This window comes from Micromonospora sp. SD12 (genome assembly GCF_052068495.1).
GTDB lineage: Bacteria > Actinomycetota > Actinomycetes > Mycobacteriales > Micromonosporaceae > Micromonospora > Micromonospora echinofusca.
On sequence record NZ_JBQHDF010000003.1, the window covers coordinates 273,007 to 296,690 of the forward strand.

22 protein-coding genes are annotated in these 23,684 nt (G+C 74.3%); 10 read left to right on the forward strand and 12 right to left on the reverse strand.

The window, feature by feature from the left end; translation table 11 throughout:
* Positions 1-2: 2 nt before the first annotated feature.
* The 4 genes from ACTMS2_RS08205 to ACTMS2_RS08220 all read right to left on the reverse strand — a co-directional run bounded on the left by ACTMS2_RS08205 (position 3) and on the right by ACTMS2_RS08220 (position 2,464).
* A complete protein-coding gene (locus ACTMS2_RS08205) occupies positions 3-1,031 on the reverse strand; it encodes a 6-phosphofructokinase (protein ID WP_121400914.1) in 1,029 nt (342 codons plus the stop codon).
* Positions 1,032-1,208: 177 nt separating this feature from the next.
* A complete protein-coding gene (locus tag ACTMS2_RS08210) occupies positions 1,209-1,712 on the reverse strand; it encodes a pyridoxamine 5'-phosphate oxidase family protein (protein WP_441174877.1) in 504 nt (167 codons plus the stop codon).
* Positions 1,713-1,772: 60 nt separating this feature from the next.
* Positions 1,773-2,270: a polyadenylate-specific 3'-exoribonuclease AS gene (locus ACTMS2_RS08215; RefSeq protein WP_358087559.1), complete on the reverse strand. Its 498-nt coding sequence runs from the start codon at positions 2,268-2,270 to the stop codon at positions 1,773-1,775.
* A complete protein-coding gene (locus ACTMS2_RS08220) occupies positions 2,270-2,464 on the reverse strand; it encodes a hypothetical protein (protein ID WP_441174878.1) in 195 nt (64 codons plus the stop codon). Before ACTMS2_RS08220 ends, ACTMS2_RS08215 begins: the two co-directional genes overlap by 1 nt.
* A gap of 113 nt (positions 2,465-2,577) precedes the next feature.
* Between ACTMS2_RS08220 and ACTMS2_RS08225 the strand changes: the two genes are divergently transcribed.
* A complete protein-coding gene (locus ACTMS2_RS08225; RefSeq protein WP_088999194.1) occupies positions 2,578-3,270 on the forward strand; it encodes a Crp/Fnr family transcriptional regulator in 693 nt (230 codons plus the stop codon).
* A 55-nt stretch (positions 3,271-3,325) separates the two neighbouring features.
* Here the strand turns inward: ACTMS2_RS08225 and ACTMS2_RS08230 are convergent, their stop codons facing one another.
* The gene (locus ACTMS2_RS08230) at positions 3,326-3,535 is read right to left on the reverse strand and encodes a hypothetical protein (RefSeq protein WP_088999193.1); all 210 of its coding nucleotides are present in this window, start codon (positions 3,533-3,535) and stop codon (positions 3,326-3,328) included.
* Positions 3,536-3,698: 163 nt separating this feature from the next.
* On the opposite strand from ACTMS2_RS08230, the gene ACTMS2_RS08235 reads away from it, so the two are divergent.
* Positions 3,699-7,262, forward strand: a complete 3,564-nt coding sequence (locus ACTMS2_RS08235; protein ID WP_441174879.1) for an ATP-binding protein — start codon at positions 3,699-3,701, stop codon at positions 7,260-7,262.
* Positions 7,263-7,331: 69 nt separating this feature from the next.
* Here the strand turns inward: ACTMS2_RS08235 and ACTMS2_RS08240 are convergent, their stop codons facing one another.
* A complete protein-coding gene (locus tag ACTMS2_RS08240; protein WP_441174880.1) occupies positions 7,332-8,039 on the reverse strand; it encodes a lysophospholipid acyltransferase family protein in 708 nt (235 codons plus the stop codon).
* A gap of 326 nt (positions 8,040-8,365) precedes the next feature.
* On the opposite strand from ACTMS2_RS08240, the gene ACTMS2_RS08245 reads away from it, so the two are divergent.
* The 4 genes from ACTMS2_RS08245 to ACTMS2_RS08260 all read left to right on the forward strand — a co-directional run bounded on the left by ACTMS2_RS08245 (position 8,366) and on the right by ACTMS2_RS08260 (position 12,922).
* Positions 8,366-9,562 (forward strand): sensor histidine kinase, encoded by a 1,197-nt coding sequence (locus tag ACTMS2_RS08245; protein ID WP_441174881.1) that lies wholly within the window; start codon positions 8,366-8,368, stop codon positions 9,560-9,562.
* The gene (locus ACTMS2_RS08250) at positions 9,559-10,230 is read left to right on the forward strand and encodes a response regulator transcription factor (protein ID WP_441174882.1); all 672 of its coding nucleotides are present in this window, start codon (positions 9,559-9,561) and stop codon (positions 10,228-10,230) included. The genes ACTMS2_RS08245 and ACTMS2_RS08250 overlap by 4 nt, the downstream gene beginning before the upstream one ends.
* A 247-nt stretch (positions 10,231-10,477) precedes the next feature.
* Complete coding sequence (locus tag ACTMS2_RS08255) at positions 10,478-11,329, forward strand: DUF308 domain-containing protein (RefSeq protein WP_441174883.1); 852 nt, start codon at positions 10,478-10,480, stop codon at positions 11,327-11,329.
* A 180-nt stretch (positions 11,330-11,509) separates the two neighbouring features.
* Positions 11,510-12,922: an alpha,alpha-trehalose-phosphate synthase (UDP-forming) gene (locus ACTMS2_RS08260; protein ID WP_441174884.1), complete on the forward strand. Its 1,413-nt coding sequence runs from the start codon at positions 11,510-11,512 to the stop codon at positions 12,920-12,922.
* Between the two features lie 24 nt (positions 12,923-12,946).
* On the opposite strand, the gene ACTMS2_RS08265 is transcribed toward ACTMS2_RS08260, so the two are convergent.
* The 6 genes from ACTMS2_RS08265 to ACTMS2_RS08290 all read right to left on the reverse strand — a co-directional run bounded on the left by ACTMS2_RS08265 (position 12,947) and on the right by ACTMS2_RS08290 (position 18,198).
* Entirely contained in the window at positions 12,947-13,750 is an 804-nt protein-coding gene (locus ACTMS2_RS08265; protein ID WP_441175138.1) for an alpha/beta hydrolase, read from the reverse strand.
* A 73-nt stretch (positions 13,751-13,823) separates the two neighbouring features.
* Positions 13,824-15,233 carry a flavin-containing monooxygenase gene (locus ACTMS2_RS08270; protein ID WP_441174885.1) on the reverse strand — a complete coding sequence of 470 codons (1,410 nt, stop codon included), beginning with the start codon at positions 15,231-15,233 and terminating at the stop codon, positions 13,824-13,826.
* Between the two features lie 91 nt (positions 15,234-15,324).
* On the reverse strand, positions 15,325-16,032 hold the full coding sequence (locus tag ACTMS2_RS08275) for an endonuclease/exonuclease/phosphatase family protein (RefSeq protein WP_441175139.1): 708 nt from the start codon (positions 16,030-16,032) through the stop codon (positions 15,325-15,327).
* Between the two features lie 10 nt (positions 16,033-16,042).
* Positions 16,043-16,990 (reverse strand): ROK family glucokinase, encoded by a 948-nt coding sequence (locus ACTMS2_RS08280; protein WP_363622144.1) that lies wholly within the window; start codon positions 16,988-16,990, stop codon positions 16,043-16,045.
* A 76-nt stretch (positions 16,991-17,066) separates the two neighbouring features.
* The gene (locus ACTMS2_RS08285; RefSeq protein WP_441174886.1) at positions 17,067-17,711 is read right to left on the reverse strand and encodes a hypothetical protein; all 645 of its coding nucleotides are present in this window, start codon (positions 17,709-17,711) and stop codon (positions 17,067-17,069) included.
* 31 nt (positions 17,712-17,742) lie between these two features.
* Positions 17,743-18,198: an SRPBCC family protein gene (locus tag ACTMS2_RS08290; RefSeq protein WP_441174887.1), complete on the reverse strand. Its 456-nt coding sequence runs from the start codon at positions 18,196-18,198 to the stop codon at positions 17,743-17,745.
* 194 nt (positions 18,199-18,392) lie between these two features.
* On the opposite strand from ACTMS2_RS08290, the gene ACTMS2_RS08295 reads away from it, so the two are divergent.
* The 4 genes from ACTMS2_RS08295 to ACTMS2_RS08310 all read left to right on the forward strand — a co-directional run bounded on the left by ACTMS2_RS08295 (position 18,393) and on the right by ACTMS2_RS08310 (position 23,576).
* Positions 18,393-20,195 carry an AMP-dependent synthetase/ligase gene (locus tag ACTMS2_RS08295; protein WP_441174888.1) on the forward strand — a complete coding sequence of 601 codons (1,803 nt, stop codon included), beginning with the start codon at positions 18,393-18,395 and terminating at the stop codon, positions 20,193-20,195.
* A 14-nt stretch (positions 20,196-20,209) separates the two neighbouring features.
* Complete coding sequence (locus tag ACTMS2_RS08300; RefSeq protein WP_441174889.1) at positions 20,210-21,898, forward strand: GAF domain-containing sensor histidine kinase; 1,689 nt, start codon at positions 20,210-20,212, stop codon at positions 21,896-21,898.
* Between the two features lie 7 nt (positions 21,899-21,905).
* On the forward strand, positions 21,906-22,574 hold the full coding sequence (locus tag ACTMS2_RS08305; protein WP_007072219.1) for a response regulator transcription factor: 669 nt from the start codon (positions 21,906-21,908) through the stop codon (positions 22,572-22,574).
* A gap of 192 nt (positions 22,575-22,766) precedes the next feature.
* Positions 22,767-23,576 (forward strand): SAM-dependent methyltransferase, encoded by an 810-nt coding sequence (locus tag ACTMS2_RS08310; protein ID WP_441174890.1) that lies wholly within the window; start codon positions 22,767-22,769, stop codon positions 23,574-23,576.
* The last annotated feature ends 108 nt before the right edge of the window (positions 23,577-23,684 follow it).

Genomic DNA, 23,684 nt, shown 5'->3' on the forward strand with positions numbered 1-23,684 from the left:
GATCAGCTGCCGAAGAAGACCTCGGCCTCGGCGTACCGCTCCAGCGGCACGGTCTTCAGCTCGCGGGTGGCGTCGGCCAGCGGCACGCGGACGATGTCCGTGCTCTGCATGGCGACCATCTTGCCCCAGTCGCCCTCGTGGACGGCGTCGATCGCCTGGAGGCCGAGCCGGGTGGCGAGCACGCGGTCGAAGGCGCTCGGGGTGCCGCCGCGCTGGATGTGCCCGAGCACGACGGTGCGGGCCTCCTTGCCGGTCTTGGCCTCAAGCTGCTCGGCGAGCCACTGGCCGATGCCGCCGAGGCGGACGTGGCCGAACGCGTCGAGCTCCTGGTTGTGCAGGACCATCTGACCGTCCAGCGGCTGGGCGCCCTCGGCGACCACGACGATCGGGGCGTACTGGTGCTGGAAGCGCTTCTCGACGTAGCCGGCGACCTGCTCGACGTCGAACTGCCGCTCCGGCAGCAGGATCACGTTGGCGCCGCCGGCCAGGCCGGCGTGCAGGGCGATCCAGCCGGCGTGCCGGCCCATCACCTCGACGACCAGGGTGCGGTGGTGGCTCTCGGCGGTGGTGTGCAGCCGGTCGATCGCCTCCATCGCGATGTTGACGGCGGTGTCGAAGCCGAAGGTGTAGTCGGTGGCGCCGAGGTCGTTGTCGATCGTCTTCGGCACGCCGATCACGTGCACCCCGAGCTCGTGCAGCTTGGTGGCCACGCCGAGGGTGTCCTCGCCGCCGATCGCGATGAGCGCGTCCACGCCCTGCGCGGCGAGGTTCTCCTTGATCCGCTCGACGCCGTTCTCGATCTTGAAGGGGTTGGTCCGGGACGAACCGAGGATGGTGCCGCCGCGCGGCAGGATGCCGCGGACCTCCGCGATGCCCAGGGGACGGGACAGGCCCTCCAACGGACCCTTCCAGCCGTCCCGGAAACCCACGAACTCGTGGCCGTAGCTGGCGACGCCCTTGCGGACCACCGCCCGGATGACCGCGTTGAGACCTGGGCAGTCGCCGCCGCCGGTGAGCACGCCGATACGCATGATCGCTCATCCTCCTGGAGCATCAGGTGAAGCCCGATTTGCCCCAGGATATGTGTCGGATCAGACCATCGGCGCCGTTGCCGGCCCGGGGCGGGCCGTCAGTGCGCACTGTAGTCGCCGCGGGCGTGCGCCGACACCGCGCCCCGGGCCGGTCCCACCGGCCGGTCGGCCTACCGGTCAGTAGCTGACCTCGTGGTTCTCCCCCGCCTTCGGCGGCTTGCCGGTCACCGCGGCCTTGGCGTACCCGAACAGGTTGACCATCGTGCTCGACGGGGAGTCCCAGTACTCAGCGGAGCTGGCGTGCACCCTGATCAGGGTGAGCCCGGGCGTCTCCAGCCCGTCCGGGAACCACGCCTTGAGCACCGGGCTCCACAGCTCCTCGGCCTTCGCCCGGTCGTAGCCCTCCCGGGCCGTGCCCGCGACCGAAACCCAGGCGTTGCGCCGGGAGTCGGAGAAGGAGACGTTGACCTCGGGGTTCACGCGGATGTGCCGGACCTTGGCGGAGTCGGCGTACGCGAAGAACCACAGGTCGCCGTCGAACTCCGCCTCCTGCAGTCCCATCGGGCGGCTCACCAGCCGGCCGTCCACGGCACTCGTGGTCAGCATGCAGATGCGGGCCTCGCGGATCAGTTCGGTGACCCGGCGCCGGGCCTCGTCGGCGCTTGTCGGTTCGTTGCTCATGGGGCTCTCCCTCACATCGGCTCGACGTCGCACCGGTGCCCGGGACAGAACCGACCAAACCTACGAACCGGTCATCGCCCGCCACCGGGCCAGGTTGTGCCGGGCGTCGACCAGGGCGTCGTGCCGCGCCGCGTCGGCGTCCGGCAGCGGCGGCCGGCCCCGGTCGTCCCAGAGCTGACGCAGGTCCTTGGTGAACCGGGGGATCTCCCGGGGCAGCGCCGGCATGGCGCCCCACAGCTGCGCGAGGACCACGTGGTCGTACGCGGCGTACCAGGCCCACAGCTCCAACTGCTCGCCCGGGCGGTCGCGGACCGGCTCGACGAGGAAGTCGTACAGCTCGTCGCGGATGCGCTCGCGCGAGCGCCAGGCGCGGTTGGCCGGGGAGGGCAGCTTGTCGAGCACGTTGCGGCGCACCCAGGGCACGGCCCGCGAGTCGTCGAACTCGGTCGAGACGGCGTAGAACTCGCGGCCGTACTCGTCGACGACGCCGATCGACACCAGGTCGACGAGCCGGCCGTCCTCGATGAACTCGCAGTCGTAGAAGTAGCGGTAGACCATCACCGGTCATCCTCGCCCACGCCCGTCACGCCCGGCCCACCGGGGCGGGCGGTGCCGCCGATGTGCCCGGCCCACCGGGGCGGCCGGGACCGCCGCTCCGGCGGCGCCGACGCCTCCCGCCAGGCCGGTCGCCGCAGCTCGGGAGTGTCACGGAAGTGCTTCGAGGGGTGTACAGCAAGCGACCGGAGCGTCATGATCTGATGTGTACCGCTACCGGACGCCGAACCGGTGTCAGTTCACCTCGTCGAGGGCCTTCAGGTTCACCCGGTGAGCGAGTTGTGGTCCTTGACCGGGGAGGGGTTGGACCGTGGAGATGCGCCTACCGGAGCCGGGCGACGCGCTCACGGGTGTGGAGATGTTCGCCGGGCTGGAGCCGGAGGTCCGCCAGCGGGTGATCGCCGCGGCGGTTCCCCGCACGTACCGCAAGGGTCAGCTGCTCTTCGTCGAGAACGACCCCGGCGAGTCCCTCATCGTGCTGCGCCGGGGCGCGGTCGCGGTCTTCCGCACCGCGCCGACCGGCGAGCGCGCGGTGCTGTCGGTCATCCGTCCGCCGGACGTGCTGGGCGAGGTCTCCCTGCTCGACGCCTCCACCCGGTCCGCCTCGGCCGAGGCGATCGAGGACTGCCAGGCGCTCGCGCTGTCCCGGGGCGCCTTCATGGAGCTGGTGCACTCCAACCCGCGCATCCTCGACGCGGTGATGCGCTCGCTCGGTGGGCTGATCCGCCGGCTGACCGAGCAGAACGCCGACCACGTCTTCCTGGACCTGCCCGGCCGGGTGGCCAAGACCCTGGTGCGGCTCGCCGGCGAGAGCCAGGCCCCGATGATCACCATCGAGCTCAACCAGAGCCAGCTCGCCGAGATGGCCGGCGGCTCGCGGCAGAGCGTCAACCAGGCCATCGGGTCGTTCGCCAACCGGGGTTGGCTGCGCACGGAGGGCCGGCGCATCGTGGTCACCGACGTGGCGGCGCTGCGGCGCCGCGCCGGCATGAGCGAGCGCTGAGGCGTACGCGTAGAAGGGCCGGAGCAGTCGCTCCGGCCCTTTCGCGCGTGGGGTGTCAGGGAGTGTTGCTGCCCGGGCCGACCCAGTTGGTGCTGCCCGGCCCGACCCACTCCGTGCCGTCCTTGCCGCCGCCGGACTGCTCGCTGACGATGCCCTGCGCCTGGAGCGCGGCCAGCGTGGCGGCGTCCACGTCGACGGAGTCGCCGGCGAGGTGGCTCACCCCGTTGCCGTCGGTCCAGTCGCTCTGCAACATCACGTACACCATCGGGAATCCCCCTGTGGTCAATGGTCGACAATCAGCCGCCTGACTGTAACGGCAGGACCGGCCGGTGGACTGTCCACAAACCAACAGCCCGGTACCCGACAGCAGGGCGGACGACGATACTGACAGCACAACGGTGCCGATCCCGGCGCCGGCGGGACCGCCAGTGGAGGGTGTCATCGCCACGCAGTGTGACCGCTGTGGACGTACGGCCGCCGCAGGCGACCGCTTCTGCGGCGGCTGCGGCAACGAGCTGGGCGCGGTGTGTCCGCACTGCCTGCGCCCGCTCGCCCGGGACGTGGCGTTCTGCACCTCCTGCGGCGCGGCCCGGCCGGGCACCGAACGGCAGGTGGCCCCGCAGGAGGACCGCCGCCGGGTCAGCGTGCTCTTCGTCGACCTGATCGACTTCACCCCGTACGTCGAGCGGGCCGACCCGGAGCTGGTCCGGGGTATGCAGACCGGGTTCTTCTCGGCCGCCCGCCGCGTCGTGGGCCAGTACGGCGGAGTGGTGGAGAAGTACATCGGCGACGCGGTGATGGCTTTGTTCGGCGCGCCCGTGGCCACCGAGACCGACGCGCTGCGCTGCGTGCGGGCCGGCCTGGAGCTGCAACGGGTGCTGACCCGCTTCGCCCCCACCGGCGCGGAGGCGCTGCGCTTCCGGGTCGGGGTGGCCACCGGCGAGGCGCTGGTCGACGTGGCCGCCGCCCGCGACGGCGGTCAGGCGATCGTGGCCGGCGACGTGGTCAACACGGCCTCCCGGATGCAGTCCGTCGCCCCGCCCGGCGGGGTGCTGGTCTGCGGCGTGACGCACGCCCTCACCCGGGACGCCATCCGCTATTCCGAGCAGCCGCCGGTGACCCTGCGCGGGCGGTCGACGACGACCGAGGTGTGGCTGGCCCTGTCGCCGGTACGCCGGCAGCCGACCGACCGGCAGCCGGACGTCACGCCGCTGATCGACCGCGAACACGAGCTGGGAATGCTGGTCAACGCCCTGCACCGGTCGTTGCGCGACCGGCGCCCGCAGGTGGTGACGGTCTTCGGCCGGGCCGGGCTGGGCAAGAGCCGGCTGGTCCGGGAGCTGTACCGGCACGTGGACCAGTTGGTCGACGAGCCGCTGACCTGGCGCATCGGGCGGTGCCCGCCGTTCGGCGAGAACGTGACGTTCGCGGCGCTGGCCGACATCGTCAAGTCCGAGGCCGGCATCCTGGACACCGACCCGGCGTCCAGCGCCGCCCAGCGGCTCGCCTCCGCCGTCGGCGAGCTGGTCGGCCCGGGCGAGCGGCAGCGCCTCGTCGACGCCCTGCGGCCGATGGTGGGCCTGCCGGGCACGCCGCTGCCGGCCGAGGAGACCGAGTCGGCGTGGCGGCGCTTCCTGCTCGCCCTCGCCGCCCGGCGGCCGACCGTACTGGTCTTCGAGGACCTGCACTGGGCCGACGACGCGATGCTGCGCTTCGTGGAACTGCTCGGCACCGCCGCCCGGGACGTGCCGCTGCTGCTGCTCTGCACCGCCCGGCCCGAACTCGTCGACCGGGACCCGAGCTGGGCGGGGACGATCACCGGCTCGGTGACCATCACCCTGCCCCCGCTGCGCGACACGGGCATCGCGGCGCTCTACGCCCACATGTTCGGCCGGGCGGCCTTCTCCGCCGACATGCTCACCCCGCTGATCGAGGTGGCCGGCGGCAACCCGCTCTACGCCCACGAGTACGTGCGGATGCTGATCGAGCAGGGCGCGCTGCGCCAGTCCGGGCGGGGCTGGTCGCTGGAGAAGCACCTCGACCTGCCGATGCCGGAGAGCGTGCACGCCGTCATCGCCAACCGCATCGACCTGCTCGACGCCAAGGAACGCACGGTGCTGCTGGCCGCCGCCGTGGTCGGCGTGCAGTTCTGGCCGGGGGCCGTGGCCGCCGCGCTCGGGCAGCCCGTCGAATCGGTGGAACGCGCGCTGCGCCGGCTGGAGCAGCGCGACTTCGTGCACGAGCAGGCCGCCTCCACGATGGCCGGCCAACCGGAGTACCGGTTCCGGCACGTGCTGGTGCGCGACGTCTGTTACCAGCGGCTGCCCCGTACCGAGCGGGTGGCGCGCCACGAGCGGACGGCGCAGTGGCTGGACATGCTCTCGCAGAGCCGGGACACCGACCTGGCCGAGGTGCTGGCCCACCACCGCTGGGCGGCCCACGAGATCGCCCGCACGCTGGGCATGGAGATCGGCCGGTACGCCGGCCCCGCCCGGGCCGCGCTGCACCGGGCGGCCCGCCGGGCGTACGCGCTGCACAGCCTCGACGTCGCGGCGAGCCACGCGGGCCGGGCGCTCGGGCTGGCCGACGACACCGACCCGGTCGGCAGGCTCCAGTTGGAGCTGCTCAGCACCGAGATCTCCTTCTACCGCGACGGCAACGGCTTCCTCTCCGGCGGCGGCCCCGAGCAGTTGCAGGCGCTCGCCGACCGGCTGCTGGCGCACGGCGACGACGCCTGCGCGGCGCGCGCCTGGACGCTGCTCGGTCAGGCCGCGTGGCTGCGCGCCGACCGGGCCGCCGCCCTGGCCTGCCTGGACCGGGCCGTGCAGCTGTTCGCCCCGCTGCCGGACAGCCCGCAGAAGGCGGACGCCTACGCCGAGCTGGGCCGGCTGCACATGCTGAACTACGAGCGGGATCCGGCGGTCGCCGCGGCCGAACGGGCGGCGGAGATCGGCGAGCGCCTGGGGCTGACCGAGACCCGCACCAACGCCCGGATCACCTCGGCCATCGCCCGCTACCAGGCGGGCGACCGGTCCGGCCTGGACGATCTGCACAACATCGTCGAGGTCAGCCGCGCCGGCCAGCTGATCGCCCTGCCCCGGGCCATGCAGAACCTCGCCTACGCCGTCTGCGAGGAGGGCGACTGGCTGCGCTCCGACGCTCTGCTCTCGTCGCTGCCGACGCGCAAGGCCAGCGGGCAGACGCTGACCACGAGCTACTCGGCCGAGGCCATGCGCGCCTGGTTCGAGGGCGACTTCGGCCGGCTGCTGGCCGCCGCCGAGGCCTTCGTGGACACCCCGACGGGCAGCTGGGACATGCAGGTTCGTGGCCTGCGCGCCTGCCTGCTGGTGCTGCGCGGCGATCGGGTGCCGCCGGCGCGCTCGCACTCCGACCACGACGCCGCCGCCACGTACAGCGACGACGTGGCGGCCGCGCTGGACGCCGCCCGCCGTGGGGGCTTCCACCGGCCGCACTGGACGATGCTGGGCATGGGCGCGCTCTGCCGGGCCCTTCAGGGGCGCCGTACGGAGGCGACGGCGCTGATCGACGAGCTGGCCGACTCCTGGTCGGCGGTGCCGGCCCTGGCCAGCGGGGAGTGGATCGCGGCGGCCGGCTTCGCGGCCAGCCTCGCCGGGCGGGACGCGGCGGCCCGGGTGCGCGGCATGCTGGACCGGGTGGGTCACCGTACGCCCTGGTCGGAGGCGGCGCGGCGGACGGTGACCGGCGCGTTGGCCGCGGCGGACGGCGACCACCGGCGGGCCGCGGAGCTGCACCTGGCCGGTGCCGAGATCTACGCCGGCATCCCGGACGTGACCGACCGGATGCTCGCGTTGACCTTCGCCACGGTGGAGCTGGAGCGGGCCGGCGAGTCGTTGGCGGGCCGCTCGGAGCTGGCCGAGCTGCGCGCCTTCGCGCTGCGCAACGACGCCCCCGTCCTGCTGGACCTGGCCCGCCCTCCGGCGGCACCCGCCGGCACGGCCGTGGCCTGCTGACGCCGGTGCTGACGCCGGTGCTGGCCTACCGCGTCGAAGGTGGCACCGTCCGCGCCCAACGCGGGCCGGTCAGGCGGGGACCGGCTCGCGCGGGACGGGGTTGGCGGGCGGGCTCTTGGCCTTCTGGGCGTACATGTCGACGTACTCGCGGCCGGAGAGCTCCATCAGCTCGTACATGATCTCGTCGGTCACCGCGCGCTCGACGAACCGGTCGCCGGCCATCCCGGCGTAGCGGGAGAAGTCCAACGGCGGGCCGAACCGGATCCGCACCCGGGCGATCTTGGGGATCAGCTTGCCGGGCGGCTGGATCTCGTCGGCGTTGAGCATCGCCGTCGGGATCACCGGGGCGCCGCTCTCCAGGGCCAGCCGGGCCACGCCGGTCTTGCCCCGGTAGAGCCGCCCGTCCGGCGAGCGGGTGCCCTCGGGGTAGATGCCGGCGATGCCCCCGCCGCGCAGCACCCGCAGCTGGGTGTCCAGCGCCGCGCGGGCCGCCCGGCCGCCCGAGCGGTCGACCGGGATGGTGCCGGAGCCGACGAAGAACATCTTCGTCAGCCAGCCCTTGACGCCCTTGCCGGTGAAGTACTCGGCCTTGGCGATGAACGTCACCCGTCGCTTCACGACCAGCGGCGTGAAGATCGAGTCGGAGAACGACAGGTGGTTGCTGGCGAGGATCACCGGCCCGGTGTCGGGCACGTGGTGCAGCCCCTCGACCTGCGGGCGGAAGACCAGCCTCAGCAGCGGGCCGAGGAGCACGTACTTCATCAGCCAGTACAGCACCGGCGTCCTTCCCAGAGGTGGTCGCGTCGCCGCGGGTCGTCGTGGGCATGAGCCTACGAACCCGATGCCGGCCGCCACAACGTGATCCGGCCCGCGCGGCGTGAGCGTCCATCCCGGACGGCGGCAGAGGGCGGCGGGTAGCGGGCGGCGGGCGGCGGGCGGCGGGCGGCGGGCGGCGGGCGGCGGGCGGCGGGCGGCCGTGCCGGTAGTTGGGCGGTGTCGCCTGTCGACGTACCGCCGGCCGCCACGGATACCGCGCGGGGCGACGGTCGGTCGGGACACCCGTCGGCCCCGCGATGAGGCCGGCGGCACCTACGCTCGGGGGTGTGCGGGTGGCCGAGGCGCAGCGGGGGGCGGGCCGGGAGGCGGGCAGGCTGCTCGGGCTACCCCGGGCCACGGTGCTGGACCTGCTCATCGGGGCGGCCGTGTCGATCGTCGTGGCGGCGGCGATCACCGCGAACGTGGGCGGTGACCGGGGCCGCGACGTGCCCGCCTACCTGTTCGCCGTCGGGCTCGGCGCGCTCGTGCTGCTGCGCCGCCGCGCGCCGGCGACCGTGCTGGTGGTCAGCGCCGCCGGCCTGGTGGCGTACTACGTGGCCGGCTACCCGCCGGTCGGGCTGGCCCTCCCCCTCGCCGCGGCGCTCTACTCCGCCGCCGAGGCGGGGCAGCTGCGCTGGGCGGTGCTGGTGGGGCTCGGCCTGCTCGTCGTCTCCACCGCGTTCCGCGCGGTGCAGGGCGCGAGCGTCGCGTACCTCGTCGGCTTCGAGCTGGCCTCCAGCGTGGCCATCATGGCCGCCGCGGTCGCGCTCGGCGACGGGGTCCGCTCCCGGCGGCTGCGGCGCCGGGAGCAACGGTGGCGGCTGCGGCAGCTGGAACGCGACCACGCCCGCGAGGCGGCGCGCCGGGTCGAGGAGGAACGGCTGCGCATCGCCCGGGACCTGCACGACGTGATCGCCCACCACATCTCCGTCATCTCGCTGCATGCCGGTGTGGCCGACGAGGCCCTCGACGACGACCCGGTCGCCGCCCGCGCCGCCCTGGGACACGTCCGCTCGGCCACCACCCAGGTCGTCCGGGAGCTGCGCACCACCCTCGGCCTGCTGCGCGACCCGGCCGGGGCCGAACCCCGCCAGCCGGTGGCGGGACTGGCCCGGCTGGACGACCTGGCCGCCGGCGCGCGGGCCGCCGGGCTGCGCGTCGCCGTGCGCCGGCGGGGCGAGCTGAGCGGCCTGCCCGCCGCCGTCGACTCGACCGCCTACCGGCTGGTCCAGGAGGCGCTGACCAACGTCCTGCGTCACGCCGACGCGAGCACCGTCGAGATCGACGTCGTCCGCGGCCCCCGCGCCGTCGCCGTCGCGGTCCGCGACGACGGGCGCGGGCAGCGCGGGGACGCCCCGCGCGGGTACGGGCTCGGCGGCATGCGGGAGCGCACCGCCCTGCTCGGGGGCACCGTCACCGCCGGCAACCGGCCCGGCGGCGGTTTCGAGGTACGCGCCGAACTACCCCTGGGAGGGACCACGTGATCCGGGTGGGACTCGTCGACGACCAGCACCTGGTCCGCGCGGGGCTACGGGCGCTGCTGGACCGGGCGCCGGACATCGAGGTGGTCGGCGAGGCGGGCGACGGCGACGCGGCGTACCGGCTGGCGGCCACCGAGCGGCCCGACGTCCTGCTGATGGACGTCCGGATGCCGGGCACGGACGGCATCGAGGCCACCCGGCGGATCGTCGCCGACGAGCGGCTCACCGGCGTACGGGTCGTCGTGCTCACCACGTTCGACACGGACGAGTACGTCTTCGAGGCGATCCGGGCCGGCGCGTCCGGCTTCCTGCTCAAGGACACCGGCCCCGACGAGCTGCGGGGGGCGGTACGCATCGTCACCGCCGGTGAGGCGCTGCTCTCCCCGGCGGTGACGCGGCGGGTCATGGCGGCGGTGCGCTCCGGCAACCGGGCGCCGGACCCGGCCCGGCTGCGCTCGCTGACCGCCCGGGAGCGGGAGGTGCTGGCCGAGGTCGCCGCCGGCCGGTCGAACGACGAGATCGGGGCCGTCCTGCACATCAGCCCGGCGACCGCCCGCACGTACGTGAGCCGGCTGCTGGCCAAGCTGCACGCCCGGGACCGCTCGCAGCTCGTCGTGGCGGCGTACGAGAGCGGCCTGGTCCGGCCGGGCTCCCCGCCCGACCCGGGCTGAGCGCCGTGGCCGCCGCCGGCGGCGTTCGTGGGCGGCACGACCAGGGTCTCCGTTGAGAAGGATTCAGCAAGAACGGACATAAATCCCTGTCGCGACCTGCGGCAGGGGCCCTGACTTCGTACGCCGCGCCACAAGGCACTCCCGGAACCGGGTCCGGACGTGTCACGATTCAAGGCACGGCGTGCCAGTCGGCGCCGAGGGGGCTCAGGCGGCCGCGCCGCGGGCGCGTGATGAGGAGGATGTCCGGGTGTCAGCGGGTGGTGCCCGCCGGGGACGGCGGGACAACGGGCTCGACGCGAGCGAGTACGCCGTCGCCGGCGACGTGGATCCGCGCGTCGGCGAGCACCTGCTCGACGTCCTGGCCGCCGGTGGGATCGCCGCCTACCTCCAGCCCTCGGCCGACCTGAACCCGGTCACCCGCACCACCACCGTCCCGGCCCGCCCGGTGGACCGGCTCTACGTCGACCGGTCGCACCTGCGGACGGCGCGCGACTACCTGACCCAGCTCGCCGACGAGACGGCGGCCCCCGAGAAGCCCCGCGACGACGAGCCGGACATCGAGGCCGAGTGGGCCCGCATCGTCGCCGGCTTCCACACCACCGCCCCTCGCGGCGGCGACAACCCGTGGCCCGCCGCCGAGGACGTCGACGACCAGCCCGGGCCCGCCGGCGGGCCGGTGACCCTCGGCACGCCCGAGGAGCCCGCCGGGCCGACCGCCACCGACGTGCGCCGGCTGCCGTACGCGGCCGACATCTCGGGCGTCTCCCTCTCCCGGGGCCGCCAGGACGAGCCGTCGCTGCTCGACGGGCTGGACACCTTCGGCGCGGACCTGCCCGACGACGAGGCGGAGGACGAGCGCTACACCCCGCCGCCACCCCCGCCCCTGCCGCGCTTCTCTAAGTACGCGGTGGTCGGCGTGCTGGCCATGGTGCTCGGTTTCGTGCTCTTCCTGTTCCCGTCGATCTTCCCCGTGGCCGACCCCGGGATCGTCAACCTGTTCGGCTTCACCGGCATCCTGGCCGGCTTCGTCGCGTTGATCTGGCGGCTGCGGCCCGGCGACGACGACGAGCGCGACCCGGACGACGGCGCGGTCGTCTGACCGCCGCCCGCCCGTCACGTTTCCGCCCGCATTCCGGGACGACGGGCGACCCGCGCCCGGGGCGCAACACTGGTGTAACTTACTGTCAGTAGGAATACCGCTGTCCGTCACATCCCCCGCTGACTGCCCGGTTGTTCCTCCGCTGCGGCGGTCACTCCCCTGCTGATCGGAATGCCCGAGATGCGACAGAGTTCCCTCGTGGTGGTGGCCAACCGCCTGCCCATCGACGACAGTATGGCGCCCGACGGTGCCTGCGAGTGGCGCCGCAGCCCCGGCGGCCTGGTCAGCGCCCTCCATCCCCTCCTGCGGCACACCCCGGCGACGTGGGTCGGGTGGGCCGGCGGCACCGGCCCGGCGCCCGCCCTGCCCGACGTCGACGGCGTCCGGATGCACAGCGTCGCGCTGAGCGCCGACGACCTGCGCGACCACTACGAGGGCTTCGCCAACGCGACCCTCTGGCCGCTCTACCACGATTCGGTGGAGCAACCCGAGTACCACCGGCGCTGGTGGGAGGCGTACCAGCGGGTCAACCAGCGGTTCGCCGAGGCCACCGCCGATGTGGCCGAGCCCGGCGCGGTGGTCTGGGTGCAGGACTACCACCTGCAACTGGTGCCGGGCCTGCTGCGTCAGCTACGGCCCGACCTGCGCATCGGCTTCTTCCTGCACGTGCCGTTCCCGCCACCGGAGCTGTTCATGCAGCTGCCGCGCCGGGCCGAACTGCTGCGCGGGATGCTCGGCGCCGACCTGGTCGGCTTCCAGCGCTCCCAGGCCGCGCACAACTTCGCCCAGCTCGTGGCGAAGGTGCTGGACGTGCCCGCCACCGACCGGCGGATCGCCGTCGACGACCGCGTGGTCCGCATCGGCGCCTTCCCCGTCTCGATCGACACCGTGGAGATGGCCGCGCTGGCCACCCGGCCCGACGTGGCGGACCGGGCCGCCCGGCTGCGCCACGACCTCGGCAGCCCCGAGCAGGTGATCCTCAGCGTCGACCGGATGGACTACACCAAGGGCATCGAGCAGCGCCTCAAGGCCTACAGCGAACTGATCGCCGACGGGCACGTCAAGGTGCGCGACACCGTGCTCGTGCAGGTGGCGGTGCCCAGCCGGGAGCGGGTCGGGCAGTACCAGATCCTCCGCGAGCGGGTGGAACGCGAGGTCGGACGGATCAACGGCGAGTTCGGCCGGGTCGGCGAGCCGGCGATCCACTACCTGACCCAGCCGTTCGACCGCGCCGAGCTGGCCGCGCTCTACCGGGTTGCCGACGTGATGGCGGTGACCCCGCTGCGCGACGGGATGAACCTCGTCGCCAAGGAGTACGTCGCCGCCCGGGTCGACGACACGGGGGCGCTGCTGCTCAGCGAGTTCGCCGGCGCCGCCGCCGAGCTGCCGCAGGCGTACCTGGTCAACCCGCACGACCTGGAGGGGCTCAAGCAGGGGCTGCTCGCGGCGCTGCGGGCGGGCCCCGACGACCTCGGTGCGCGGATGCGGGCCATGCGGGCGCACCTGCACCGGCACGACATCCGGGCGTGGGCCCGCTCCTACCTCTCCACCCTCGACGACAGCGGCTCGCTGCTGACCCGGTTGGGCGGCTGAGGCCGGCGGCCCGGCCCGGGTCGGTCAGGGCCGGCCGGTCGGCGCCCGGTCCTTCTCCAGCCAGTCCAGGATGGCGTCGACCGGCTCCCGCCACCGCGCGTCGAGCATCATGTCGTGCCCCATGCCGGGGAAGAGCAGCGGGGCCGAGCCGTACCGCCGGGCCGCCCGGGTCAGCGCCGTCGCCGGGACCACCCGGTCGTCGGGGCTGCCCAGCACCAGCACCGGCGGGTCGCCCACCGCCGGCTCGGCGACGCGCCCGGTGAGCAGTTGCCACTGGGCCCGCCGGCCGGCCCGGCCGAGCCGGTCCGCGTACCGCCGCGCCTCGGCCTCGGGCAGCTCCCGGCTGAACAGCTGGCGGCGGTGCAGCCGCAGCGGCCCGCCGAACACCGCCGGCAGCGTGCCGAGCGGGTTGCGGCGCACCGCCGCCCCGAACGTCGCCCAGCCGCCGAGCACCGGCGCGACCAGCACCGCGGCCCGCGCCGGGTAGCGGGCCAGCGCGTGGGCGACCACGAGGGCCCCGGCGCCGTGCCCCACCAGCACCGCCTGGCGCGGCAGGCCCGCCGCCACCTGCGTCACGTCGTGGGCGTACGCCCGCAGCGTCGCGTCCGGCGCCGGGCCGCTGTCGCCGTGCCCGCGCAGGCTCAGCGCGTACGCCGGGAAGCCCCGGGAGGCGGCGTGGCCGAGCCAGTGCTCGGCGAACGCCCAGGCACCGTGCCCGAAGCCCGGCACGAAGAGCAGCGGGGGCCGCCCCTGCTCCACCTCGGGGGCCGCGCCGAGCACCTCACGCCGGACCGGGCGGACCGGGCGGGCCCACTCCCGCCCCCGCATGATCCGCACCTGACTCACTGTTCCGGCCTTTCGTTCGCGACTGCGGGGCTCCGCTGCGCTGCACTCCTCGCGCTCACCGGGAAGCCTCCAGGTCAAGCAGCGCGCGCTGGACGGCGCGCAGGTAGTCGGCGTGGCCCACCTCGAACCAGTGCCGGCTGCTGTCCTTGACGGGCCCGGCGTACCGCTCCCCCGCCTTCGCCGTCACGCGGGCGGCGAAGGCGTCCGCCCGGTCGGGACGGGTCACGCGCAGCCGCAGCAGCCGGGCGAAGAGCACCGTCTGCCAGTGCGACAGGGGGAAGATGCCGGAATCCGGCTGGACCAGCCCGGCCACGGCCAGCGTGGGGCGGCCCGGGACGAGGGCGTTGAGCCAGAGCTTCGGCCGGCCCTGCCCCGCCTCGTCGCCGAGCACCGCGGGGTCGAGGAACTCGAAGCGCGGCAGGTAGCCGGTGGCGAAGACGACCAGATCCGGGTCGATCTGCCGGCCGTCGGAGAGCTCGACGGCGTACGGGTGGAAGCGCACGACGTCCGGCACCGGCGCGATCTGGCCGTGGCCCACGTAGTAGACGAGCTGGCTGTTGGCGATCGGGTGCGTCTCGTAGACCCGGTGGTCGGGCTTCGGCAGGCCGAACCGCGTCAGGTCGCCGACGGTCAGCCGCAGCGTCCAGTGGTAGAGCCACTGCCGCACCCGCAGCGGCACACGCAGTGCCAGCAGCGCGTCGTTGACCTGGTCGGCGGGGCGACCGAGGACGTACTTCGGGGCGTACCAGTAGCCCCGGCGGGTGGAGTGCCAGCAGCGCGACGCCTGCTGGGCGGCCTCCACGGCGACGTCGCAGCCCGTGTTGCCGGCGCCCACCACCAGCACCCGCTTGCCGCGCAGCTGCGCCGGGTCCTTGTAGGACGAGGCGTGCATGACCTCGCCCCGGAACTCCTCCAGCCCCTCGTAGCGGGGCAGCTTCGGCGACCAGTTGTGGCCGTTGGCGACCACCACCGCCGCGTAGCGGGAGGTGCGTTCCGGGCCGTAGCCGCCGGTGCTGCGGGTCGTCACGTCCCAGCGGTCACCGGCCACGGGCTCCACCCGGACGACCTCGGTGCCGAACCAGATGTGCCCGCGCAGGTCGAAGTGGTCGGCGTACCGCTCGAAGTACGACAGCAGCTGACTGTGGTGCGGGTAGTCCGGCCAGTCGTCCGGCATCGGGAAGTCGGGGAACTGGGTGAAGGGCCGCGACGAGATCAGGTGCGTGCTCGCGTACACCGGGCTGCGGTCGTGCCGCCAGTTCCAGGCGCCGCCGACGCCGGTCTCCCGCTCGTAGCAGTCGACGCCGAAGCCGTGCTCCTTCAGGTTCTTGATGGCCGTGAGGCCGCTGGCCCCGGCGCCGATCACGCAGACGGTGTCGCCCCGGTCGGAGACCGGCCGGCCGTCGCGGGTCAGGGCGAGAGTGCTCGCCTCCGGGTCGGGCCGGCCGTGGTCGGTGGAGGTGGACACCGGGATCTCCTTTTGTGCGGCACGAGTGCCGGGTCGCGCAGCATCCTCTCCACAACGGAGCGGGTTGTCCAGCCCTGGACGCGGCGTACCGTCAGTCGGCGGCGGGCAGCAGCAGGTCGACCAGGACCGGGAAGTGGTCGCTGGCGCGCCGGGTCTGCGGGGTGTCCACCACGTCGTAGTCGACCACTGTGACGCGCGGGTCGACGAAGAGGGCGTCGATGCGGCGGCGTGGATCCGCGCACGAGTAGGTGAGCCGGTCGGCCCGGTCCATCGCCACGGCGGCGTCGGTCAGCCCGCGCGCCACGGTCGCCCAGGCCGGCCCGTCCGGGCCCTCGTTCAGGTCGGCGGCGGCGATCACCGGTGTGGCGGCGGCGTCCAGCTCGCGCTTGAACAGCGCGGCCTGCCCGGGTCGCTCGGTCGGGTCGGTGGACAGGTGCGAGCCGGCCACGGTGAACCGGGCGGCGCCGGCGACCACGCACTCGGCGTACGCGGCGCCGCGCAGGTGCCGGCCGGGGGTGAGCGGGAAGCGCTGGCACCTCTCGGCCACCACCCGTACCCGCAGGCTGGTCAGCAGCAGGTTGCCGAGGGCGGGCAGCCCACCGGCCGCCACCACCATGCCGAACGACTCCGCCAGCGCCGCCGACTTCTGCCGCCACCGGAACCGGCGCGGCCCCTCCTGCACGATCACCACGTCCGGCCTGACGTCGCGGACCACCGCCGCCAGCGCGGCCGTGTCGTCGCGCTGGCTGTGGATGTTGTACGACACGACGCGCAGGGGCACGCCCGGGTCCTGCGTCACGGTCACCGCCTCAGATCCGACGGGACAGGTCGGCGGCGCCGATGACGCCGGCAGTGTTGCCCAGCTCGGCCGGGCGGATCTCGGCGACCGGCAGGCGGCTGCGCTGGGCGAGGGCGTCGGCGAACGAGCGGCGGGTCGGGCCGAGCAGCAGGTCCCCGGCGTCGATCACCCCACCGCCGACCACGAGCACCTGCGGGTCGAGGATCTGCGCCATGTCGGCGAGGCTGGTGCCGAGCCAGCGCCCGACCTGCGCGAACGCCTCGGTGGAGACCGGGTCGCCGGCCTGCGCGGCGGCGGTGACCATGGGTCCGGTGACCGCCTCGGCCTCTCCACCGGCCAGCTCCAGCAGGCCCGTGGCCCGGTGTGGCTCCTGCCGGGCGGCGGCGCGGGCGAAGCGCACCAGGGCGCTGCCGCTGGCGTACTGCTCGATGCAGCCGAGCCGGCCGCAGCCGCACTGGTGGCCGTCCGGCACCGTCAGCATGTGGCCCAGCTCGGCGGCGATGCCGTTGGCGCCGCGCAGCAGTTCCCCGTTGAGCACGATGCCGCCGCCGACGCCGGTGCCGATGGTGAACATGACCATCGAGTCGTCGGCGTCGCGGGCGGCGCCGTGGCGGAACTCCGCCCAGGCCGCCACGTTGCCGTCGTTCTCGACGATCACCGGCAGACCGGTCGCGGCGCTGACGTAGTCGCGCAGCGGCTCGTCGCGCCACGCCAGGTTCGGGGCGAACAGCACGGTCGAGCGGCTGGCGTCGATCCAGCCGGCCGCGCCGATGCCGACGGCCTCGACCGGGTGCCCGGAGGCCAGTTCGCGGACGAGTTCGATGATGACGTCGCGGGTCTTGGCGACGTCGTCGGCGGGGGTGTCCCGTCGGGCCTGCACGAGGACCGTGCCGGCGGCGTCCACGACACCACCGGCCACCTTCGTGCCACCGACGTCGACTCCGATGGTCAGCGTCACCGCTGCCACTCCCCTCTGCTGTGCTGCCCGCACCGGCGCCGGCGGTCGACCGGCGCGTGGTCGGGATGTGCGGTGGTCAGGCCCCGTCGCCCGGGGATCGCTCGCCCTCGTCCCCGGGTGCCCGGGACGCGGGGACCACGGGCCCGTCGGTGGACGTCCGGACGGTCGCCGTGGCGGCCTGCCCGGCGACGTCGACGGGCGGTACGACGGCCGGGGCGGCCGCGTCCTCCGCCCGCGTGGCGGCGGACCAGACGTCCCGCTCCGGTGCCGGCTGAGAATCATGCCCGCTCCGGGTGGCCTCGCGCCACACGTGGTCGTCCCCGCCACCCGGACCCGGGGTCGCAGCAGGCCCGGCGGGAGCGTCGGCGGCGGGCTCGGACGGGGCGAAGGCCCGCAGCAGGCTGGCCACGCCGGCGGCCAGGTCGCCCGCGCCGGTGGCGAGGCGCTCGGCGAACTCGGGACTCGGGTCGCGCAGGGCGGAGATGCCCCGGCAGACCGGACAGACGCAGCATTCGGCCGCGCCGGTGGCGAACCCGCCCGGGGGCGTCCCGGCCGACCCGCCCGGGCTGCCGCTGTGACCGAGGACACTCGACATGATCCCACCGAGCGGACCCCACTGGCCGCCCTTCGCACCGGCCGCGGCCAGCCTGGCGGCGGCCAGCGCCGTGGCGACCAGACGTTCGGCCTCTTCCCGGGCCGAACCCGGATCCGTTGCACCCATGGTCGGCTCCCCTACCCTGCCGCGGAACGCGTTACTGCGCCGCACCGGGTGCTTCTACCCGGCGCTTGAGCTGCTTCAACGCCGTGTCCATGATCATCTTTTCGGCCTTGCGGCGGAACATGCCGAGCATCCCGACGGAGAGCTCGACCTCCAGCGTGTAGGTCACCGTGGTGCTGCCGTCCGGGTTGCCGTCCAGGTCGTACGAGCCGCGCTGGAACTTCTGCATCTTCGAGGGCGCCACCAGGTGCCACTCGATGCGGGAGAGGTCCTCGGCGTACTCGTAGGCCAGCACGTACTCGTCGGCCATCACCCCGGCGTCGATGGTGAACCGGACCTGGCTGGCGTAGCCGTCCTCGTACTCCTCGACCACCTCGACCCGGCGCACCGCCTCGGTCCACTCCGGGTAGCTCGGGAAGTCGCAGATGACGGCCGCCACCCGCTCCGGTGACGCGCCGACGACGATCGACTGGGTGGAGGTGTCCGCCATGCAGGGAGGCTACCCGGCACCGGCGGCGCCCACGCCGCGCCGCCCCCCGGCACGCCGCGGCCGGCCTGCGGCGGTGGCCCACGGGCAGGCTGGGCGACCTGCCTTTTCGTCCCGGCCGCCGGGCCGGGTAGGTTTCGACAGAGCCGACCCGTGGTGGCGGCCGGCCCGGCCAGTGTGAGCACGAGGGAGTGCAGGTGCGCGAGTTCTCCGTCCCGCCGATCGTCACCGTCGGCGACTCGGCCAACCTCACCGACCCGGTCTGGGACAACGCCGAGGTCGCCCCGGACGCGGTCCAGTTCGTCCGCCCCAGCGGCACGGCGGGCGCCTGGGCCGACGTCACCTGCCGCCAGTTCCGCGACGAGGTCGTGGCGGCGGCCAGGGGCCTGGTCGCCGCCGGCGTCCAGCCCGGCGACCGGGTGGGCCTGATGAGCCGCACCCGCTACGAGTGGACCCTGCTGGACTACGCGATCTGGGCGGCCGGCGCGGTCACCGTGCCGATCTACGAGACGTCCAGCGCCGACCAGGCCGCCTGGATCCTGTCCGACTCCGGCGCGGTGGGCTGCGTGGTGGAGAGCAACGCGCACGCCACCCTGGTCGCCGGCGTCCGGGACCGCCTGCCCGACCTGCGCCACGTCTGGCAGATCGACCTCGACGCCGTGGACGAGCTGGTCCGCTCCGGCGCGGCCGTCGACCCGGCGGAGATCGACCGGCGGCGGGCCGCGCTGCGCGCCGACGACGTCGCCACGATCATCTACACCAGCGGCACCACCGGCCGCCCCAAGGGCTGCGTGCTGACCCACCGCAACATGTACGCCGACATCGCCAACGCGGTGCCGGTGCTGCCGAACCTGTTCCGCCCGGGCGCCTCGACCCTGCTCTTCCTCCCGCTGGCGCACGCCTTCGCCCGGCTCATCCAGATCGGCGTGGTGCAGGCGCGGGCCACCATGCGGCACTGCGCGGACCCCAAGAACCTCGTCGGCGAGTTGCAGGAGTTCCGCCCCACCTTCGTGCTCTCGGTCCCCCGGGTGTTCGAGAAGGTCTACAACGGCGCCAAGCAGAAGGCCGAGGCCGACGGCAAGGGCAGGATCTTCGCCCGCGCGGAGCAGGTCGCCATCGCGTACAGCGAGGCGCTGGAGACCTCCGGCGGCCCGGGCCTGGCGCTGCGCACCCAGCACGCGCTGTTCGACAAGCTCGTCTACCGCAAGCTGCGGGCGGCGCTCGGCGGCCGGTGCCGCGACGCCATCTCCGGCGGCGCCCCGCTCGGCGCCCGGCTCGGCCACTTCTTCCGCGGTATCGGCGTGAACGTGTGCGAGGGCTACGGCCTGACCGAGACCTCCCCCGCCGCCGCCGCGAACCTGCCCGGCGCCACCCGGATCGGCTCCGTCGGCCGCCCGCTGCCCGGGGTCACCATCCGCATCGAGGACGACGGCGAGATCCTGATCGCCGGCGACCTGATCTTCCAGGGCTACTGGCGCAACGAGGAGGCGACCGCCGAGGCGCTCAGCGCGGACGGCTGGTTCCGCACCGGCGACCTGGGCCAGCTCGACGACGAGGGCTTCCTGAGCATCACCGGCCGCAAGAAGGAGATCATCGTGACGGCCGGCGGCAAGAACGTCGCCCCGGCCGTGCTGGAGGACCAGGTCCGGGCCCACCCGCTGGTCAGCCAGTGCGTGGTGGTCGGCGACCGGGCGCCCTTCATCGCCGCGCTGGTCACCATCGACGAGGAGGCGCTGCCGCGCTGGCTCGCCTCGGCCGGCCTGCCCGAGGACACCCCCGTCGAGAAGCTGCGCGACCACGAGGGGCTGCGCGCCGAGATCCAGGGCGCCGTCGACACCGCCAACCAGGGGGTCTCCAAGGCCGAGGCGATCAAGGTGTTCCGGATCCTGCCCCACGACTTCACCGAGGCGACCGGCGAGCTGACCCCCTCGCTGAAGGTCAAGCGGCAGGTCGTACACAAGTCGTACGCGGCGGAGATCGCCGACATCTACCGGGGCTGACTACCATCCGTCACGTGCCCGCCTCGACGCCCCCCCAGCCGCATCCCCTCGCCGCCGCCGCGCGCGTGGTCATGCTGGCGCTCGTCGCCGTCCTGACCCTGTACGCCACGAACGATCCCGGCCAGCTCTGGTGGATCGCGCTGCTGGCCGCCGCCGGACTGCCCGCCCTGCTGGCCCCCGAGCACCGGCCGGTCGGCCCGCTCAGCCGGGTGGCCGAGGTGCTGGTGCTGGGACTGGCCGCCAGCCAGGTCGCCGCCGTGGCCACCGTCGGCGGGGACGGTGGCGGGCTGGGCGCCTCGGCGGTGCTGCCATACCTGGCGGTCCCGGTGACCGTCACCGCGCTGCGCCGCCGGTTCCGCGAGGGCGTCGGCCTGCTGGCCGTCGCCACGGCGACCCTGCTGGTGGCCGGCGCCCTCACCAAGGTCGACGGCGGCCGGCAGATCGGCGAGCTCGGCTACCTGGTGGTCTGCGCCCAGTGGCTGATCCTGGCCGGGCTCGGCCTCGCCGCCGCCAGCGGCCTGCACCGGGTCATGCAGGTCCGCAACGAGGGCAAGCCCCAGCCGTACGCCGAGGCGACCCGGCTGCTCACCCAGCTGCGCACGGTGGCCCGGCAGCTGCCCGGGGCCACCCTCGACCCGGGCGGCATCTCCGAGCACCTGCTGGAGGAGCTGCGCGCCGTGGCCCGGGCGGACCGGGCGGCCGTGCTGTCGGCCAGCGGCGGCGGCCGGCTGGTGGTGCTCGCCCAGGTCGGCGTGGAACGGGTCGACTGGGAGACGACGCTGGACGCGGACTCGGCCATCGCCGACGCGTGGGCCAGCCAGCAGCCGCACACCGCCGCCCGCTCGCAGGCCCGCTCGCACCGCGGCGGCGACGTCTCCGCCCTGATCGTGCCGCTGGTGGCGGGCGTGCGCACCGTCGGGCTGGTGGTGCTGGAGGCGGACGCGGCGCAGGCGTACCCGCCCGGCGTGGTGTCCCGGGTGACCGGGCTGACCCGGCCCGCCGCGCTGCGGCTGGAGGCGGCGCTGCTCTTCGACGAGGTCCGCTCGCTGGCCACCAACGAGGAGCGGCAGCGGCTGGCCCGGGAGATCCACGACGGGGTGGCGCAGGAACTGGTGATGGTCGGCTACGGCATCGACAACGCCCTGGCGTACGTCGACGAGGACCCGAAGGAGACCGCCGAGGCGCTGCGTACGCTGCGCGGCGAGGTGACCCGGGTGATCACCGAGCTGCGGCTGAGCCTCTTCGAACTGCGCAGCGAGGTGGACCGGCACGGCGGCCTGGCCGCCGCCATCGCCGAGTACGCCCGTACCGTCGGCGCCTCGGGCGGGCTGCGGGTGCACCTGTCCCTGGACGAGTCCACCGCCCGGCTGCCCGCCGCCACCGAGGCCGAGTTGCTGCGCATCGCCCAGGAGGCGGTCACCAACGCGCGCAAGCACGCGGGCGCGTCGAATCTCTGGGTCACCTGCGAGGTCGATCCGCCGTACGCGCAGATCGAAGTGTCGGATGACGGTCAGGGGATCGCTGACCAGCGGTCCGACGGGCACTACGGTCTTGCGATCATGGCCGAGAGGGCGGAACGTATCCGGGGCCGGTTGGAGATCAGGCCGCGGCAACCGAGCGGCACGACCGTCGCGGTGGTGCTCGGCTCGTCGCCCCGGCGCGATAACGTGCGCGGTAGCGCAGCCGTTGCAGAAGGGGAGTAACCCGAGGATGACCACAAGTCCGACACCGGCCACCCGTACCAAGGTCCTCCTTGTCGACGACCACGACCTGATCCGCAAGGGCCTGCGGCACGCGTTCGAGCGCGACCGGCAGTTCGAGGTCGTCGGGGAGGCCGCCACGGCGGCGGAGGGCGTACGCCAGGCCGGTGCGTTGCAGCCCGATGTGGTGATCATGGACCTGCGACTGCCCGACGGCAGCGGCCTGGAGGCCACCCGGGCGCTGCGCAAGTCCAGCGCGTCGATGGGCATCGTCGTGCTCACCATGTACGCGGGCGACGACCAGCTCTTCGGCGCCCTGGAGGCCGGGGCCAGCGCCTTCGTGCCGAAGACCGCGCCGGCCGACGAGGTGGTCGCCGCCGCCCGGCACGCCGCCTCCTCCCCCAGCGCCTTCACGGCCGCCGACCTGGCCGAGGCGATGAAGCGCCGGCTGGCGCCGTCCGGGCCGCAGCTCTCCCCCCGCGAGGGTCAGGTGCTGCGGCTGCTCGCCGACGGGATGAGCGTGGCGGGCATCGCCAAGCAGCTCTTCGTCAGCGAGTCCACCGCCAAGACGCACATCTCGAAGCTCTACGAGAAGCTGGGCGCGGCCAACCGGGCCCAGGCGCTGATGACCGCGCTGCGGCTCGGGCTGCTCGAGGCTCCCGACGCACCGAAGTTCTGACCGCCGCCCCGGGAGCCCGGGGGCGTACCACCGACGGGTCCGCGACCGCCGACGTGCGGCGCGGGCCCGTCGTCGTCGCATCGAGCGACGGCGTCGAAGGGTTCGCGGCGCGCTATGGTCTCCCGGGCGGTCAGCCGGCAGAATACCGGCGCGGGCAACGGTGTTCCGCACGCCGACAGGAGGGGTGATCGCATGCAGCGGCCGGACTGGGCACCCGACGAGATCGACATCGAGCGCCCCAGCGTGGCCCGCATGTACGACTACTACCTCGGCGGCTCGCACAACTTCGCGGTCGACCGGGCGGCGGCCCAGGCGATGGTGGCGGCGGTGCCGGAGGCCCCGCTGATGGCGCAGGCGAACCGGGCGTTCCTGCGCCGCGCGGTGCAGTTCCTGCTCGACGCGGGCGTCCGGCAGTTCCTGGACGTCGGCTCGGGCATCCCGACCGTCGGCAACGTGCACGAGATCGCCCAGCGCGAGGCCCCCGACGCCCGGGTGGTCTACGTCGACGTCGACCCCGTGGCGGTGGCCCACAGCCGGGAGATCCTGGAGGGCAACGACCGCGCAGTGGTGGTGCAGGAGGACCTGCGCCACCCCGAGCGCATCGTCGGGCACCCCGACGTCCGCCGGCTGCTCGACTTCGACCAGCCGATCGCCGTGATGATCGTGGCGGTGCTGCACTTCGTGTCGGACGACGACCGGCCGGCCGAACTGCTCCGGACGCTGCGCGAGGCCCTGGCGCCGGGCAGCTACCTGGTGCTGTCGCAGGCCAGCGGCGACGGCCGTCGCGACGACGAGCGGGCCGACGCCGAGCGGGTCTACCGGCGCACCGACAATCCGCTGTGGATCCGCAGCCGCGGCGAGCTGACCACCCTCTTCGACGGCTTCGAGCTGGTCGACCCGGGCGTGGTCTGGGTGCCGCAGTGGCGCCCGGAGTCCCCCGACAGCGCCGAGGACGCAGAGCGGGCGGCCTTCATCGGCGGCGTCGGGCGGCTCGGTGGGTGAGCCTCCCGGGGCGGTCACCGTCGCCCCGAACGGCACCGCCGTCCGGCGCCCGTCCCGCCCGGGGACCTTCGCCCGGGCGTGGGCCAAGGCGGTCTCCGGCACCAGCTA

Bases quoted from the DNA above. Each gene is read 5' to 3' on its own strand.
- ACTMS2_RS08205 (WP_121400914.1), bottom strand. From the start codon at position 1,031: ATGCGTATCGGCGTGCTCACCGGCGGCGGCGACTGCCCAGGTCTCAAC.
- ACTMS2_RS08210 (WP_441174877.1), bottom strand. From the start codon at position 1,712: ATGAGCAACGAACCGACAAGCGCCGACGAGGCCCGGCGCCGGGTCACC.
- ACTMS2_RS08215 (WP_358087559.1), bottom strand. From the start codon at position 2,270: ATGGTCTACCGCTACTTCTACGACTGCGAGTTCATCGAGGACGGCCGG.
- ACTMS2_RS08220 (WP_441174878.1), bottom strand. From the start codon at position 2,464: ATGACGCTCCGGTCGCTTGCTGTACACCCCTCGAAGCACTTCCGTGAC.
- ACTMS2_RS08230 (WP_088999193.1), bottom strand. From the start codon at position 3,535: ATGGTGTACGTGATGTTGCAGAGCGACTGGACCGACGGCAACGGGGTG.
- ACTMS2_RS08260 (WP_441174884.1), top strand. From the start codon at position 11,510: ATGCGACAGAGTTCCCTCGTGGTGGTGGCCAACCGCCTGCCCATCGAC.
- ACTMS2_RS08265 (WP_441175138.1), bottom strand. From the start codon at position 13,750: ATGCGGGGGCGGGAGTGGGCCCGCCCGGTCCGCCCGGTCCGGCGTGAG.
- ACTMS2_RS08285 (WP_441174886.1), bottom strand. From the start codon at position 17,711: ATGGGTGCAACGGATCCGGGTTCGGCCCGGGAAGAGGCCGAACGTCTG.
- ACTMS2_RS08290 (WP_441174887.1), bottom strand. From the start codon at position 18,198: ATGGCGGACACCTCCACCCAGTCGATCGTCGTCGGCGCGTCACCGGAG.
- ACTMS2_RS08305 (WP_007072219.1), top strand. From the start codon at position 21,906: ATGACCACAAGTCCGACACCGGCCACCCGTACCAAGGTCCTCCTTGTC.
- ACTMS2_RS08310 (WP_441174890.1), top strand. From the start codon at position 22,767: ATGCAGCGGCCGGACTGGGCACCCGACGAGATCGACATCGAGCGCCCC.